This is a genomic window from Cohnella sp. GbtcB17, from assembly GCF_019091135.1.
Lineage (GTDB): Bacteria > Bacillota > Bacilli > Paenibacillales > Paenibacillaceae > Cohnella.
This window is the reverse complement of the sequence record NZ_JAGXJW010000009.1, coordinates 79,163-94,381: the sequence shown is the minus strand read 5'-3', so window position 1 is coordinate 94,381 and position 15,219 is coordinate 79,163. Positions and strand designations below refer to the sequence as shown.

17 protein-coding genes are annotated in these 15,219 nt (G+C 51.8%); 2 read left to right on the top strand and 15 right to left on the bottom strand.

The features are described 5' to 3' along the window. Positions 1-56: 56 nt before the first annotated feature. The 9 genes from KVT38_RS07000 to KVT38_RS06960 form a co-directional block, all read right to left on the bottom strand. Entirely contained in the window at positions 57-893 is an 837-nt protein-coding gene (locus KVT38_RS07000) for an SMP-30/gluconolactonase/LRE family protein (RefSeq protein ID WP_217592973.1), read from the bottom strand. Continuing rightward, entirely contained in the window at positions 893-2,437 is a 1,545-nt protein-coding gene (locus KVT38_RS06995; RefSeq protein WP_217592972.1) for an FAD-dependent oxidoreductase, read from the bottom strand. Before KVT38_RS06995 ends, KVT38_RS07000 begins: the two co-directional genes overlap by 1 nt. A gap of 6 nt (positions 2,438-2,443) precedes the next feature. Continuing rightward, positions 2,444-2,842: a RidA family protein gene (locus tag KVT38_RS06990; RefSeq protein ID WP_217592971.1), complete on the bottom strand. Its 399-nt coding sequence runs from the start codon at positions 2,840-2,842 to the stop codon at positions 2,444-2,446. 52 nt (positions 2,843-2,894) lie between these two features. Next, entirely contained in the window at positions 2,895-4,001 is a 1,107-nt protein-coding gene (locus KVT38_RS06985; RefSeq protein WP_217592970.1) for a hypothetical protein, read from the bottom strand. Further along, the gene (locus KVT38_RS06980) at positions 4,001-4,777 is read right to left on the bottom strand and encodes a creatininase family protein (protein ID WP_217592969.1); all 777 of its coding nucleotides are present in this window, start codon (positions 4,775-4,777) and stop codon (positions 4,001-4,003) included. Before KVT38_RS06980 ends, KVT38_RS06985 begins: the two co-directional genes overlap by 1 nt. After that, positions 4,774-5,523, bottom strand: coding sequence for an SDR family NAD(P)-dependent oxidoreductase (locus KVT38_RS06975; protein ID WP_217592968.1), 750 nt, complete (start codon positions 5,521-5,523; stop codon positions 4,774-4,776). The genes KVT38_RS06980 and KVT38_RS06975 overlap by 4 nt, the downstream gene beginning before the upstream one ends. A 27-nt stretch (positions 5,524-5,550) precedes the next feature. Further along, the gene (locus KVT38_RS06970; protein WP_217592967.1) at positions 5,551-6,381 is read right to left on the bottom strand and encodes a carbohydrate ABC transporter permease; all 831 of its coding nucleotides are present in this window, start codon (positions 6,379-6,381) and stop codon (positions 5,551-5,553) included. Then, on the bottom strand, positions 6,374-7,252 hold the full coding sequence (locus KVT38_RS06965; protein ID WP_217592966.1) for a carbohydrate ABC transporter permease: 879 nt from the start codon (positions 7,250-7,252) through the stop codon (positions 6,374-6,376). Before KVT38_RS06965 ends, KVT38_RS06970 begins: the two co-directional genes overlap by 8 nt. Positions 7,253-7,330: 78 nt before the next feature. Further along, positions 7,331-8,518: an ABC transporter substrate-binding protein gene (locus tag KVT38_RS06960; protein ID WP_254639051.1), complete on the bottom strand. Its 1,188-nt coding sequence runs from the start codon at positions 8,516-8,518 to the stop codon at positions 7,331-7,333. Between KVT38_RS06960 and KVT38_RS34685 the strand changes: the two genes are divergently transcribed. Continuing rightward, on the top strand, positions 8,505-8,669 hold the full coding sequence (locus KVT38_RS34685; RefSeq protein WP_254639050.1) for a hypothetical protein: 165 nt from the start codon (positions 8,505-8,507) through the stop codon (positions 8,667-8,669). The two genes, KVT38_RS06960 and KVT38_RS34685, sit on opposite strands and share 14 nt — an antisense overlap. A gap of 111 nt (positions 8,670-8,780) precedes the next feature. On the opposite strand, the gene KVT38_RS06955 is transcribed toward KVT38_RS34685, so the two are convergent. The 4 genes from KVT38_RS06955 to KVT38_RS06940 all read right to left on the bottom strand — a co-directional run bounded on the left by KVT38_RS06955 (position 8,781) and on the right by KVT38_RS06940 (position 12,670). Beyond that, a complete protein-coding gene (locus KVT38_RS06955) occupies positions 8,781-9,545 on the bottom strand; it encodes an IclR family transcriptional regulator (RefSeq protein WP_217592964.1) in 765 nt (254 codons plus the stop codon). Positions 9,546-9,776: 231 nt separating this feature from the next. Further along, positions 9,777-10,889, bottom strand: coding sequence for an SGNH/GDSL hydrolase family protein (locus KVT38_RS06950; protein ID WP_217592963.1), 1,113 nt, complete (start codon positions 10,887-10,889; stop codon positions 9,777-9,779). A 216-nt stretch (positions 10,890-11,105) separates the two neighbouring features. Continuing rightward, positions 11,106-12,119, bottom strand: coding sequence for a DUF4871 domain-containing protein (locus KVT38_RS06945; protein WP_217592962.1), 1,014 nt, complete (start codon positions 12,117-12,119; stop codon positions 11,106-11,108). Beyond that, a complete protein-coding gene (locus tag KVT38_RS06940; protein ID WP_368859060.1) occupies positions 12,116-12,670 on the bottom strand; it encodes a sigma-70 family RNA polymerase sigma factor in 555 nt (184 codons plus the stop codon). The genes KVT38_RS06945 and KVT38_RS06940 overlap by 4 nt, the downstream gene beginning before the upstream one ends. Positions 12,671-12,965: 295 nt before the next feature. On the opposite strand from KVT38_RS06940, the gene KVT38_RS06935 reads away from it, so the two are divergent. Further along, on the top strand, positions 12,966-13,982 hold the full coding sequence (locus tag KVT38_RS06935; RefSeq protein ID WP_217592961.1) for a DUF4238 domain-containing protein: 1,017 nt from the start codon (positions 12,966-12,968) through the stop codon (positions 13,980-13,982). Between the two features lie 184 nt (positions 13,983-14,166). Here the strand turns inward: KVT38_RS06935 and KVT38_RS06930 are convergent, their stop codons facing one another. Together KVT38_RS06930 and KVT38_RS06925 are read right to left on the bottom strand one after the other, a co-directional pair. Then, on the bottom strand, positions 14,167-14,766 hold the full coding sequence (locus KVT38_RS06930) for a hypothetical protein (protein ID WP_217592960.1): 600 nt from the start codon (positions 14,764-14,766) through the stop codon (positions 14,167-14,169). A 26-nt stretch (positions 14,767-14,792) separates the two neighbouring features. Next, positions 14,793-15,212, bottom strand: a complete 420-nt coding sequence (locus KVT38_RS06925) for a DUF5071 domain-containing protein (protein WP_217592959.1) — start codon at positions 15,210-15,212, stop codon at positions 14,793-14,795. Positions 15,213-15,219 lie beyond the last annotated feature (7 nt).

Below are 15,219 nucleotides of genomic sequence, written 5' to 3'. Positions count from 1 at the left end.
ATTAACGACCGTTCGAGACAACCCTTTTGTGCGTCGATCCCGCAACTTATAGACGATCAGCGAAATAAAGCCCAGCAGCGGCCGGGAAATTCGGAACGGAACATCTCGATATTGCCCCCGTCGGCCATCGTCACGTAACAGGTGCGGCCGTCGGCACCGCCGAAGGTCAGGTTGGTGCAGTTTTTTCCGTGCAGCGGAATTTCCCGCACCACCTCGCCCCGTGGATTAATTTGGGCTATGCACCCTTTTCCGATGCGGGTCACGTACAGATTGCCGGCCATATCGCATCGCATGCCGTCCATGCCGAAGTCGGGAAATGCAATGAACAGACGTTTGTTGACGATCTCCTTCGAAGCGGACAGATCGTACGCCCAAATTTTCCGCTGCACCGTTTCGTTGACATAAAGCGTCTTCTCGTCCGGACTTATTTCGATGCCGTTGGTCGTTCCCATATCGGCTTCCAGCAGCGAGACTGTGCCGTCGGTATGAATTTTCCACAGCTGTCCGGTGGACGTTTTCCAATCCGGATCGCTGGCGAACAGAAAGCCGTCCGCCGCGATCGCCAGATCGTTGGGCTGGTTCATCAGGGGCTCGTGCGCGTATACGGCCGTTTCCTTCGTGCGCATATCGACTTTAAGAATATTGTGACCTGTATGATCCGCGATCAGCAGATCCCCGTCGCGGTTAAACCGCATCCCGCATCCGGTGCTGCCCCCGCCCAGTTCGAGAAACAAGCTGCCGGTCCCATCGGGCGTTATTTTCCCGACGGTGTGTCGACGGTCATAATTGACCGCATACAGGTTGCCCACTTTATCGCAAGCCGGTCCTTCGATCGCCGACGTAAAACGCTGCGGCTCCGTGAAAGGCCGGCTGACATAACATTTTTCCGTCATCAGCTATCCAGCACTTGCCGGTCCTCGATCAGACGCTCGCGCAATTCGGCATAATCGACATCCTGAACCGATGTGCCGCGCCGGATGGCCAGCGCCGCTGCGGTAGCGGCCGATTGTCCCAGGCACATGAACACCGGCTCCATCCGGATCGAGCCGTACGCGATATGGGAGGAGGAGAGGCAGACGGGCACTAGCAGATTGAGGCATTGTTCTCCCTTCGGAATGATCGCCCGGTACGAGATCGGATAGGGACCGCTAGGCGCAACCTCCACATTGCCCTCGTTGATGCAGCGGCCGTCGATGACGATACGGCGGCTGTTGTGCGCATCCATCCGATAGGCGGCCAGCCCCACCGGATCGGACACTTTGCGATAGCCGCGGCAATCGTGCTCGGTCATGACCACGTCCGAGATCATTCTGCGCGCTTCGCGAATATAGAGCTGCGGCGTCCAGCCTCCGAATTCGACGTATTCGTCGGCCGGCAAGCCCCATTGCCGCGCCTCCTGGCGAACGGCCTCGGGCACGCGCCTGTCGTTGCAGAGGAAATAGAGCATGCCCAAATTATAAGTCAGGTGGTTTTGAAAAATTTGCTCTCGCTTTGCATAGCTTCCTTCGGCCCATTCATAGTTCATGCCGATATAATCGGTCGATACCCCGCCGAAATTGTTCAGGTCCGTCTTGCCCTTCGGCATCGACGAGTGAAGCCGGAGGGCATCCCATACGCCCGCTTCGATATAACGAGCCAGCAGGGTGAACAGCTCGGGATCGTAATTCGGCGGTTCCGGGAAGGGCATGCGCTTCGCGGGATCGTTCGTCAGACAGATGCGGAAATTGTAGGCTTGTACGCTGCGATCCCCTTGACCCTGATAGCCCGGAGCCGCGTCGGATACGCCGTGCAGCAGGCCGCTGTCCGGCTTGCCCGGAATGACGTACGGATCGATCCATGCTTTAAAATTATGATGCGGATCGCCGAAATGAACGCCGTTTAACGTTTCCTTGTAGACCGAATTCGCCTCGCGGCCCACATGATAGGAGACGCCGGCCGCAGCCAGCAGGTCTCCCTCGTAGGTGGCGTCGATAAACATGTCCGCTTCAATCCGAACGCCGCTCTCCATCGCGATGCTTGCGATCTTGCCCTGCGACTTATGTACGGCCGACAATCGCTGGCCGTACAGCACGGTAATTCCCTCTTGCCCGGCCCACTCCTGGAAAATGCGATCCGCTACGTGAGGCTCGAAGACCCACTGCGAGCCGTCGCCTTCGGTACAGCCGTAGTGGCGCCCCACCGCTTGATAAAACTCGCGCGAGATGCCTCCGATCGCCGCTTTGTTGCCGATATCGGTGGCGCCAAGCCCGCCGGAGGACAAGCCGCCGAGCTTGCGGCCGAACTCTGCGAGCACGACCGTTAGCCCCATGCGTTTGGCTTGCACCGCCGCGGCTACGCCTGCGGAGCTGCCGCCATATATGCACAGATCGGCTTTGTAGACCGCATCGGACGACGGCGCGGCGGGCTCGTAATACTTGATTTTGCTGAAATCCAACATCTCGAATCACCTCGTCGTAAGGGTGGAATTGCCGTTTCTTCGAACCGCGATTACATCGATCTCGACAAGAAGTCCGAAGTTCAGATCGCAGTAGATGGCCGTACGGCTCGGATAAGGCGGGGAAAAGTATCTTCGATAAATCTCGTTGAATTCGTCGTACAGCTTGCGGTCGCTTAAATAGATGTTCGCTTTGACGACGTCATTAAACGTCAATCCCGACGCTTTCAGCACTTCCTCAATGTTGGCCATCGTCTGAACCGTTTGCGATTCCAGATCGTCGCCTACAATTTTTCCAGTCTCGAGGTTCAGTCCGCCCGATCCGGATACGAACACCATGGATTCGGTCTGGATACCTGCAGAAAAAGGCCTGTTGCTGCTTGGGCCGACTTTAATTTCCGTGCGCATGGCGATTCCTCCCTATCAAATTTATATAAACGAGAGCATGTTGGCGTTTGCATTACGGATCATAGGACAGCAGCAGCCGCGGTGTCGGCACGGCCGATCGCAGGAAAAGAGACGCCATCGCATAATCGATCATGCAGGTGGTAAACAGCGTCCGTTCGACGCGGCAGGGCGCTTGCCCCGTTAAAATGAGATGTTCGATATGCCTCGTTAACGTACCGAAATGCGCGAAGGGTCGATCCGTATCGAGCTCGCATGCAGCAGCGATGCGTTGACCGGAGTTTAGACGAACCGCATAGGACCAGGTCGATACGTAATCCTGCAATTGTGCGACATAGCCCCTCGTGCCGTCCCGGTAGTTGACGATAAACAACACAGGCGCAGCGCACGCTTCGCGCGGATGCACACGATTGGGATGGGGCTGGGGCTGGGCTTGCAAAGCCATCGCAAGCAAATCCTCGGGCCATCCCCCCCGATCCGCCGCCGCCCACATCTCGGGACCCGACAGCGCTTGGACGGAATCAACGCCGGTCTCTCCGCCCGCTCTTCTCTCTGCCAGGCTTTGCAGCACCTCCATCGCATGAAACCCGTACGACTCGTTGCCGCCCCAACTGACGACGAACGCTTCCTTCAAGTCTCCGAGCAGCGATCGGTCATACGCCGGCCTGACAGCCGTATAGGGAACGGACGATCCCGCAAGGAAGGGAATGTCCCTCCGCTTGATTTGCTCATAAATCCAGCAAGCGTCATCGATATCGTAGGCCAGCTGCTTATCCAGGAAAATCGGCACGCGAACGTTGCGGCGATCCATCGCATGCAGCGCTTCCTCGATGAACCGGCGCCGCGGGTACTCCTTCTGTCCCTTCGCGTTAATCGGATAATCGCCGTGCTCGCCGATCAGGACCAGGCCGTCCGCATGGTCGACCGATCCGCCGAAGGTGAACGCTTCTTCGATCGTATCGAAAATCGGAACGCTGTGCTTGGCGGCCATCTCGCGGCTCATATCGTTAGGCGGCACCTGGTCGGTATACATCGCGGCCACCTGCACTTGCGGCTCGTACCCGAGCTCGCCCAGCAGCCTGCCCACGATCAGCTCGGCATGGGAATTGCGGCGATATTCGGTGATGACGGCCGCAATCCTCGGCTTGTGTCCGGCCGGCATCAGACGCCTCCATCCATCGTCTCGCATACGCGCGCGAGCCATTCCGACACCGATTGCACGATCGTATCCAAATAAAGCTTTCCTTTATCGCGATCCGCAAGCGCCGCCGAATCGGTATAGCCGTCGAATCCGGTAAGCAGGTGATGGCGTCCGAGGAACGTCCCCGCCGGACCTGCGGCTACCCAGGGAAGCGTCGGGTGATCGGACTCGATTCGCTCCCGGTTCACCAGGTCGGCGTCAAGCGACAGGACGAGCGAGGTTTCGAAGCCCCCCGCATGGCCCGGCACTTTGCCAGTTTCCGAGGCTTTGACCGCAGCAAGCGCGTCGCGGGCGATGCTCCAATAGGAGGCCGATGCGGTCCACACCGGGTACTCGACGGCAAGATCCTGCGCGGCTTGATGCATGGCGAGCTCATTGCCGCCATGTCCGTTCAGGAAGATAATCTTACGGAAGCCGCTTGCGATGGCGCTCTTCCCGATCTCCTTCAGCATCAGCGTATAGGTGGCGGAAGAGAACGACAGCGTCCCTCCAAAAGCCATATGATGATCCGAGCAGCCGATCGGCAGCATAGGAGCCAGCAGAAGCTTGGCATAGGCAGACGCCTGTTCCACCGCATGATAGCTGATATGCTCGCAGACGAGACTATCCGTATACACGGTCAGGTGCGGACCGTGCTGTTCGGTCGCCGCAAGGGGTACCACGACGGCATATCCGTCCTTCGCGAGCTCCGACAGCTCGTCGCGCGTATGATGATGGAATAGAAATGTTTTTTTCACAGTCGGAACCCCCCGTCAATGACATATGAAGCCCCGGTAACATAGGCAGCGGAATCGGACAACAGAAACGCGGCCAGCTCCGCAACCTCTTCCGGGGTCCCGCTTCGCCCGATCAAGGTGATCTCCTTCATCCTCTCGACGTAAGCGGCGGAAACGTTCGGTTCGGGCTCTTTAATGTCGCCCGGCAGCAGGCAATTGGCGCGAATGTTGGAGGCGCCGTATTCGAGCGCCAGCACCTTGGTCATCTGTTTGATTGCCGCCTTGGAAGCGCTGTAGGCTGCGCTATGGGCTTGCGGCCGTTCCGATAAAATGGACGACGTATTCAGGATGGCGCCACCGCCCGAAGCCAGCATCATCTTCACCGCATGTTTGCTGACGAGAAAAGCGGACGTCAGCGTGCCGCGCACGACGCGCTCCCATTCCTCGAGCGTATAATCCGCAAATGGCCTATGCAGCTGAGCGAAGGCATTATGAAAGCAACCGTCAAGCCGCCCAAACCGATCGTTGATCTCGTTCATCAGGGCCATGACCTGCGATTCGTCGCACGCATCCGATTGCACGGTCAGCAGGCGCCGTTCCCCGAACCGCTCGGTCAGCTCTCCAAAAAGCGGCTGCGAAGCTGCCGGGATCAGATCCGAAGCTACGACGGTAGCGCCATTTTCTAAAAACAGACGAACAGAAGCCTTGCCGATCCTGCCGCAAGCGCCGGTAATCAGAATCACTTTATCGTGCAGAGAAAACGCCATCTCCCGAATTCCTCCCTGTTTCCGGAACTAGCCCTTCAAGCCCGTCGAAGCGATCCCTTCGACGAATTGCTTCTGCGCGAATAAGAACACGACGACGACCGGCAGGGTGACGATGACGGCGGCAGCCATCAAAATCTGCTGCTCCATGCCGACATCGCTTCGCAGGAAAAGCAGACCAAGCGGCAGCGTGAACAGCTCCTTATCCTGCAAATACAGCAGCGGTCCGATCGTATTGCTCCACGCGCCCATGAACGTAAAGACGGCAAGCGCCGACAATACCGCGCGCGACAGCGGAAAATAAATTTTCCAAAGGACGGTCCAAGGCCCGCAGCCGTCGATCGTGGCGGCTTCGTACAATTCCTTTGTGGTGCTCTTATAAAATTGATGCAAAAGAAAGATACCGAACGAGCCGCCCAGGAAGCTTGGAACGATGAGGGGATAATAGGTGTTGAGCGCTCCAAATGACGTCCATATGAAATACCCGGGGATCATCGTCACCTGAAATGGCAGCATAAGCGTGGCCAGCATGCCGAAGTATAAAAACTTCTTCAACTTAAAGTTGAACATCGCCATCCCGAAGGCAACCATGGAGCAGGAGAGCAGCATGCCGACAATGTCGGCGGTGACGATCAGAAAACTATTCAGCGTATATCTCGCAAAGTCGACCTTTAACCATACCTCCGAAAAATTGCTCCATACGAACGGGGAGGGAATCCATTGCGGCGGCAGCTTCGCCACATTGGCGCCGGTCTTCAGTGAGGTCGAGACCATCCAATAAAAAGGAAGGAGCATGGCCGTACTGCCGGCGATCAGCAGCACATGAATAATCAAATTCTTAAAGAAGAATTTATTACCCATAGTGAACCCACCTTTTCTCGAAGCGTTTCTGCACCAGCGTCACCGCCATGATCACGATAAACAGCGCCCAGGACATCGCGGAAGCGTAGCCCATCTTGGTCGTTAGGAACGCGTCCTTGTATATTAAGATGTTCGGGGTTACCTTCGAATCCGGTACGATATTCGGCGCGTTAAACATCACGAGGAAAACATCGAAAGCCTGGAACGCCGATATCGTCGACAAAATAAGAACGAGGAATATCATCGGGGACACGATCGGAAATACGATATGCCAGAACATCGACCAGCGACTCGCGCCTTCAAGCGAAGAGGCCTCGTACAAATCTTTGGGCACGCCCTGAATGGCGGCCAGCAAGATGATCATCGAGGAGCCGACGCCCTTCCATACGTTAACCAGCGCTACGCTCGTGATCGGGAGCACCCAATGCTTGCTGTCCAGCCAATCTACGGGCGGCAGAGACAACAATCCGAGCAAATAATTGGCCAAGCCGTACGTCTTATTCATCATCCAACCCCACATCGTGCCGCCGGCAAGCCAAGGCGTAACGACCGGCAGGAAGTAGATGACCCGGTAGAACGATTTGGCGCGAATGGACTGATTAAGAAAAAAGGCGAGCACGAGGGCGAGAATCGTCTGCAGCGGCACAAAGACGAGGGCAAAAAGCAGGATATTCCTCAAGGAGCTCCAGAACGAGCGATCGTCAAGCAGCCTGACCCAGTTTTTGCCGCCGATCCAGGCCGGGGCATTAAACATGTCCCACTGTGTAAAGGTCAAATAGAGGGAAAAGAAAAACGGAAAGGCAAAAAAAACGAGTAAATGCACGGTAAAAGGCAACGTCAGTATGTAGCCCCAGCGAGCTTCCCTACGCAATTCGATTCCTCCTTCATCCCCGCCAAAACGGCAGACGGCGGGGTCCGCTCGGGTCCACCCGCCATCTCGTTTCCCCAATTATCGATTTTGATCCAGGATGTCTTGAACCTTCTGCTGAATCTGCTTCGCACCTTCTTCAGGCGAGAGCTTTTGTCCGTAAATGTCCGCAAAAATCGGCTGCGCCGCCAAACGCCATTCTTGCCAGGACGGATTTTCGTCCGTTGTGACGCCGCCCTCGGCGATCCCGTCGCTAAACGCCTTTTTATTTTTCGGATTCGTGTTCACGTCAAGCTCGGTAATGGCATTTTTCTGCACAGGGATGGAAGTGCCGCTCTTCGCAAGTACCATTTGCGACTCCGCGGATAAGTAATACTTGAGGAATTCCCAAGCTGCGTCTTTAGAAGCTTGCTTGGCTTTGGAGAAAATAACCCAGCTATTCGTAACGATCGGCACGATACGTTTGCCGTCCATGCTTTTCGGCATCATGACCGTATCGTAGTCCAGATCCGCAAATTCCTTGTTGATGATGGTCTGGTTGCTGTACTGCATGAAGTACATCGCGACCTTGCCTGCCCCGAAGGCCTTCCAATCGCCGCCTGCGACCTTGAGGAAATCGGCATCCGGACTGATGCCGTCCTTCACCAGATTCGACCACGCCTGGATGCCCTCAATCGATTTAGGATCGGTAAACATCGCTTTTGTTTTCGTATCATCGAGTACTTGTCCGCCATAGGAACGGGTCCAGGGGTACCAGCCTTGCGTAATGCCTTGCGAAATAGCGAAGCCGTACTGATCCGGCTTGCCGTCGCCGTTCGTATCCTTCGTCAGCTTCTTGGCGGCTTCGATCATATCCGCATAGGTCCAGTCGTCGGTCGGTGGCGTGACGCCGGCGTCCGCAAACATTTTTTTGTTGTAAGCGAGCGCTACCGGATTGATCCCGTGCGGAATGCCGTACACTTTGCCGTCCGGGGTCTTCGAGGCATACAGCCCCGATATGTAATCGGCATCGTTCAAATCTTTTTTGATATAAGGGGCCAGGTCTTCCGCAACGCCGCGGATCCCGTATCCGAGGACGATCGCGTTCTCTTGAACCCATACGTCGGGCGCCGTGCCCCCCGCGATCTCGGCCGTGATCTTGGTGGCGAAGTCCGCCCACGGCACTTCGACGATCTCCGTTTTGATGTTCGGAAACTTGGCGATAAAGCCGTCGATAATTTCTTTTTTGGTGACATCGTACGCGCCCGGAAGACCGATGGTCAGCTTCATTTCTTTAGGCGCTGCCGAAGATGCCGGCGGCTGGTCAGAGCTTGATGGCGAGCTGCTGTTGCCGTTGCCGTCATCTCCATTATTTCCGCAAGCCGTTAATGAGATCGCTAGCAAAGAAACCAGGGAAAGCTTGAATCCGCTTTTCAAATAAACCCCTCCTGTTTTTTGTTTTTGACTCACCTCGATTGTATTATGGCATCTTTTTCATGTCAATGAATAAATTCATATATATAAATTTTTCATTCGAGAGCGGTTTCGCCTTTTAGCCGTAAGCCTTGATGCTGATTTCCTCGCTCGCTCTTTTGATGCAATCGTGCACCTTGCCCCACACTTCGCCGGTAATTCGCACGACCGGGATCGAGATGCTGATCGCGGCCACGACTCTTCTCTCCGCGTTGTAGATCGCTCTGGACACGCAATGAACGCCTTCCACCGTTTCCCCCATGTTGTAGCCGAACTTTTCCTTTCTTACTTTAGCAAGCTCCTTCAGCAAGTCCGGATACGTCGATATCGTTTTTTCCGTCACTTTCTCCAGCGCATCGTGCGGATATATTTTGCGCAGTTCCTCTTCCGTCAGCTCCGCGAGCAGCACTTTGCCTGAAGCCGTTGCATGAAGGTGAGCCGTCTGGCCGGTGTTCGAATTAAAGCGCAGCAGGTGCGTACTGGACTTTTCGCCCACGTAGAGCAGCATGTTTTCCATGCGGACAGCCAGGTGAACGGTCTCGTTCAAATCGTTAAAAATTTTGTCCGCCACATGAAGAAAGGACTCGGACAAATTACCGGATTTCATACGCTTGTTGCGAATGGAGAACAGCTTATAGCCAAGCTGATACTGCTTGCCGGTTCTGTCGGTTTCCAAATAGCCCCGTTCCAGCATGTTCTGCAGCAGGTTGTAGGTGCTGCTCGGCGGCATGCTTAATATTTTGGAGATTTCCGACAAGCTGTACGATTCCGTCTCCCCTTCGTACAGTTCGAATATATCCAACACGCGATCGGCGGATTTCACCTTGTTTTTTTGCAGTTCCATTTGCGCAGCTCTCCCTTTTTTATCGTTCTTTCACAAATGTGAAATATATAATCATATTATCGCATTGATCAAGAGCTGTCGATACTAATCCAAAAACGATCGCGAACGACCTCTTTTCAGACGCGCTTAAAAAGCAAAAACCGCCAACTCCGAAAGGAGTGGCGGTGCGCTTCGCGCGCTTGCGCTGCTATTCGCATTCGTTACCGCTTGGAAGGACCGGGCGCTTCGCGCTCACGCGCCAATCAGCTTCCGGATGACCGGCGCCAGGCACTGGGCCATGCGCAGGAAGCCGAGATCGGTCGGATGGACGCCATCGACCGTGCATTCCTCGGCATCCTCCTCGCCCAGAAGCGTGCCTCCGTCGAGGAAATGGACGTTGACATCGCCTTCTTGCCGCAGCCTCTCGACGATCGATTGCTGGACGTTCCTGCGGTCGCGCAGCATCTGCAGCCTTTCCTCATAGAACCGGTCGCCTGCATTGCGAATCTTGGATACGACCAGAATCGGCACCTCCGGGTGACGTTCGCGCAAAATGCGGATAAACGCGGGCAACGTCTCCGCCATCTGTTCTGCCGTGCCCACATTCGCTTCGTAATCGAGGACAAACATGGCCGGGTCCGCGATGCCGGCGATCGTTCGGGCGACTTCCGGTTCCCCTTTGCCGTTGCCGGAGAAGCCGAGATTAATGAACTCGAATGGGAGATATCGGCTCAACAGATTCGGATACGCCATGCCGGGACGCGTTGCGCAGCCCCCTTGCGTAATCGACGTGCCGTACAGGACGACCTTATTGTCGCTTGCGTATGCGGCAGGCGCATTGATCGTCGCATCCTCGTCGACGCCGATCCACACTTCCTCGACGCCCTGGTACAGCGGGAAGTTCAAGGTTACTTGTTGCAGTTGCTTCGTCTTCCATTCGTAAAAGGAAAACTCATATTCCGTTTGCGTAGGATCGAAGCGAGTCGTGCTCAAATAGCGCTGCTCCCCCGGCTCGCCCAAGTAGCAATCGAACCCGCACTGTCCGGTTGCAGGCATATGGTACATATTGGCCGGACCGGCCAGCTTGACCCGGATGGACAGCTGCGAGGAGTCGGTACGGAAGCGAATTTGGCCGCCGGCCGTACAGTTCGCAAGTACGTCAACTGCCGGCGGCAGCGCATTGGCCGGGGCGGACGGCAGTCGGCGGTATCGGCTTTCCTGCTCGAACCACGCGAAGCCGGCGATATGGAAAGGCGGCTCAAGCGGCGACAGCCACTTCAGCGAATCGCCGCGCACCGTTTCGACGGTCATATGACGGTCCAGCTTGACGACGTCGATCGGTGTGGATGGGGACTGTTCGGACATGAAGACTCACTCCCGGTTTTTTAAAAGTGTTAAACGAACTTTGGATTACAAAAAATTACTGTCTCAAATCTTGCTTGAAAAATAAAGTGTCAGACCGTAGCTGTTGGCATTCAACTAACGTCTCCGTTAGGAGTTTAATCCGTAGTATTTATCCTTTTGTTGAAGCAGTTGACGATTATGCTTTTAAAGAATGTTGATTTTGACAACAGGATCATATTAATTCTGAGGCTGCACTTGTACTATAATACTGCCGAATAGACGATTTCCGATATAGGCATTAACTCTCCACATACCCTCTTCAGGAAAAACCATCGACGTCGGAGTACGAGAATCTTGGGTGTTCCAAGGACCGGTGGGTGTTCTAAACATGTCGATTTCTCGATTTGTGCCTTCCTTTAGAGCCATTATGCTTAATCCACCTGTTAGTTCTTCTTTTGTTCCCCAAAAGAACCACATGTATTTATTCCCTTTGCCCGCGATAATGGGTTGTTTGTCGAGCAGCTCGCCATTTTCGTTCTGATATGGGCCGATTAAGAAGCCGACTTTACCTTCTTCGCCTATCAATACGTACTTATGAGAAAGACCATCGACTCCCTCGTACGGAAGATTAAAAGTTCCGGATTCCGTCCAAGAAGCAGGCTCTTTGATCTTCAGCACGAAGTCGCCGTAGAATCGTTCGTTTAAGTTGACCTCGAATCTCCAAGTGCCGCCGAAAGGGAGGCCGAATCGGGTTACGAATCGATCCAAGCTTTCGTACCCCGGGCTAGGCTCGGTAATCTTAACGGGCGCTACGACGGTCACTTGTTTTCCCATCCCCAGATGATATGCCTTGATTGAAATAGATTTACCGAAAAAAGTTTCAAACGGCTGCGTGAAATGGATCATATAGCCGTATTGAGCTCCTGCAATCAATGCAGGATCAGGAAAGACTTGAAACAATGCTTTGCCGTTTACCTTATATTCGGTTCGAACCGCTTCGGTCTGAAAAGACATTCTCGGCGCGCGCTCGTCGTTTCTTTTTGTAAATATTGCCTCGCTGTCGATAATGAAAAGCGTGCCGACACAAATGATCATAATGGCAATGATCGCTCGGAAACGATATCTGTAAAACTTTGAAATCGGTTTTTCTTTGTATTTGCGAATAATCTCTTTTTTCATACATTCATTGAAACGTGGCTGCATAAAAGGAGATTGCCTGAGTAGTTCTTCCCATTGTTCATGCTTCTTCAATCGTCGATCCCCCCTTCCGATTCAAGTTGCAACAACGTCGATAATCTCTTGCGCGCGCGATGCAATCGCGATTTAATTGTTCCTTCGGCGACATCCAGCATTTTGGCCATTTCCTGTATGCTCAGCTGATAATGTATCTCCAATAACAGAACCTCCCGATACCGAAGCGGCAATTTCATCACATTTATCCAAATATGACGAGTTTCCATCCTATCGAACATTTCCGCCTCCGCGGATCGGGAAGTTCCATTTTTAGCGGCGTTGTTTACTAGGACAACTCTAGAAAAGTATGCATTTCTCCTGTACTTGTAGGTTCTGTTTCTCGTGATAGTAAGAAGCCAACTTTTAATGTGGGATTCGCCGCGGAAAGTATGAAGCTTCTCATACAAGGTCAAGAAGACATCCTGGCAGATATCATCCGCATAATCAGATCGTCGGATGAGATAAAAAGCAAAGTTCCATACATCGTTTCCATATTCATTCATTAATTCATTCAATACGACATCGCGATCTACTCCGCTTGTCAAATACTTTAGATAATCCAGATCCACGGCCTCACCCCACTACACAAGTAGACCCCTTAGCTAAACAAAAGTTCCCAAGTAAGAAAAATAATACAGCAAATAGGACCACCGAGGCATTTTCCGCCAACTAAACAAATTAGCCGGTCGGGATAATCGGTTGTCATGGATGCTTTATGCAAAACTTATATTAAGCTATTCTGCCCGTTCGTAACAGCCTACCAGATCTCGCTGGCAGGCTGTGTAATTGGACTAACGTATCCAGTTAGCGTAACTTTATAGTATAAATATACATTATCAGAATGCTTGGAAGGAGGCTTGCAACGTGAGCGAAAAAACGAAGCACCAGCATTACGTTCCGCAATCCTACCTCATGAGGTTTACCGATCAAAAAAATATGCTTTATGTTTTCGATAAGACGCAGCCAGGAAAAGAGCCATTCCCTACCTCGCCGCGGAACGTGGCAGGCGCGCGCTATTTCTATGATATCGAAGCTAAGGATTTCGATAATCTGCCAGATGATTTTTATGAGCAAACCGCTGAGAAGATGTTTAGCGAGTTGGAAGCATTGCTGAAAGTACAGATAGACAATATCATCGCCCGTTTCACCCTTACGGAGAACCCCTACCGTCAAACAGTGCTATCCCCTCCCGAAAGAGAAGCGTTCGCAGGACAGCTCACGATGCAAATTATTCGCACAGCCGACTTCCGAGATCATGTAATAAGCGCCTTTAACACGTTGACCCAGACACATTTCGACTTATTTGCGGCTCACCGGTTAGAGAACTACGTCCCGGGTGATGTGAAAGTAGGAATCGATCCGAATCATGAAAAATATGAGCATCTCCGCATGTTGTCCAACGAAGAATTTATAAGCACCCTCATCCTCGGATTATTACAAAATTTTTATTGGTCTATTGGAGTTAACCGGACCGATCAACCGTTTTATACATCGGATAACCCTGTTGTGAAGCGGGGCTACAAAGACGGAAAAGGCTTAGTGTCGCATCAAGGGCTGTTGTCTCCCGGAATGGAGATTGCTTTTCCGCTTAACAGCAAACTGATACTTATTCTTTACGAAAAGAGCTACTTCCCTCAAATGAAGGATAATGACAATTTATTTATGCCGCTCGACGATCTAGACTATGTGACCTATTACAACTCGCTGCAGGCGTATCAATCTAATAAGCAAATTTATTGCAAGGAGCCCAAGTTTGATCTCTTGATGAAGATGGCCGCTAGCGAGCCGGACTTTATGAAGAAAAGAGAACATCAGATGCATGTGGATGCCCCACTGCTCGAACATTACCGAAAACGGCGAAACAAGAAACGCCGTAAGTAGCCTAAAACCGATGCGAGATAATTATGTTGAATTCCAAAGTGACCTAAGGTGTTCGGCGAATTAATTGAACTGCTGACCATCGGATCGTGCTCGCAGAATGTGTAATTGAAACTATCGTTCTCCGTCAGGAGCTCAATGATTCAATGTATTATTCTATGCGGTACCTTTACTGCGATAATAACTTTTACAGCATTCCCAGACCATTGTTCCAACGATCAGCAATTTGGGGGACCAAGGATTTTTTGTCTATATAAAGATCTCGAAGCGAGACAATGGAATGCCAATAAAAGCTTTCGCTAATTCCCAAGCTGCAATCATCGTAAATAAGGCTTATCAGAAGATCATGGTTAGTTGTATTACTAATATTAATTTTACTGGATAACTTATTGTAAATATCTATTTCGTAATACATCATATGATCAGATGCTCGCTCAATAGTTATTTGTCCAGCAAGGCTTGAAAACCAAGCGTAAAACGAATTCTTACTTTCTTCAAATCCTTCTTTTCCTTCACTTCCTTGGTTGAATAATTGTTGAAATAATTCGCGTTCCGTTTCTATAATTCCATTATGATCGCACAAATGGTTCTGAGATAATCTCTCCACCATTTCTGACCACACAGCTCTAAAAACATCATAAAATAATTTCTCCTCAAGAAGACCCCAATTAGCATTAGTCGAGGGAAATTTATTTGCTTCACCTTTACTACTTAGAAACAAATTTTGTATATAAACTAAATAATTTAATGAGTACGGAGCAAACGACGTTATTATAAAGTTGCTCAATGTAATGCCACCTTTCATTGTCCATCTCATTTCACGAAGTTTAACGATTCAATGATATCTTCATAAGCCTCTCTAGCGCTCTCATTTATTTCACCAAGTATTTCGTTTTCTGTGGGATTCGATATTATTCTTAATAAATCCGGTATAACTTCTTTTTTCATTTCTAAAGGTAACTCGGGGATAAGGAAACAAATACATGAAAACTGCCAGCAATCATCATTACTGTTCAAAACCATTTTAATTTGCGGGATGATATCCTTCGATTTTAGTGTTGCTAGGATTTTACACAGTTCTGGTGCTACAGGCCAGTTAATATCTTGGATCCATTCGAACAGCTTACCTAATATCGGTGTAAGATCCATACCGCTATGAACAATGGCTCTCAATTTATTCAAGGCATCAACGTCAAATTTATCTTTAGGAACCAAATCACTACTCGGAACCATTTTGCCC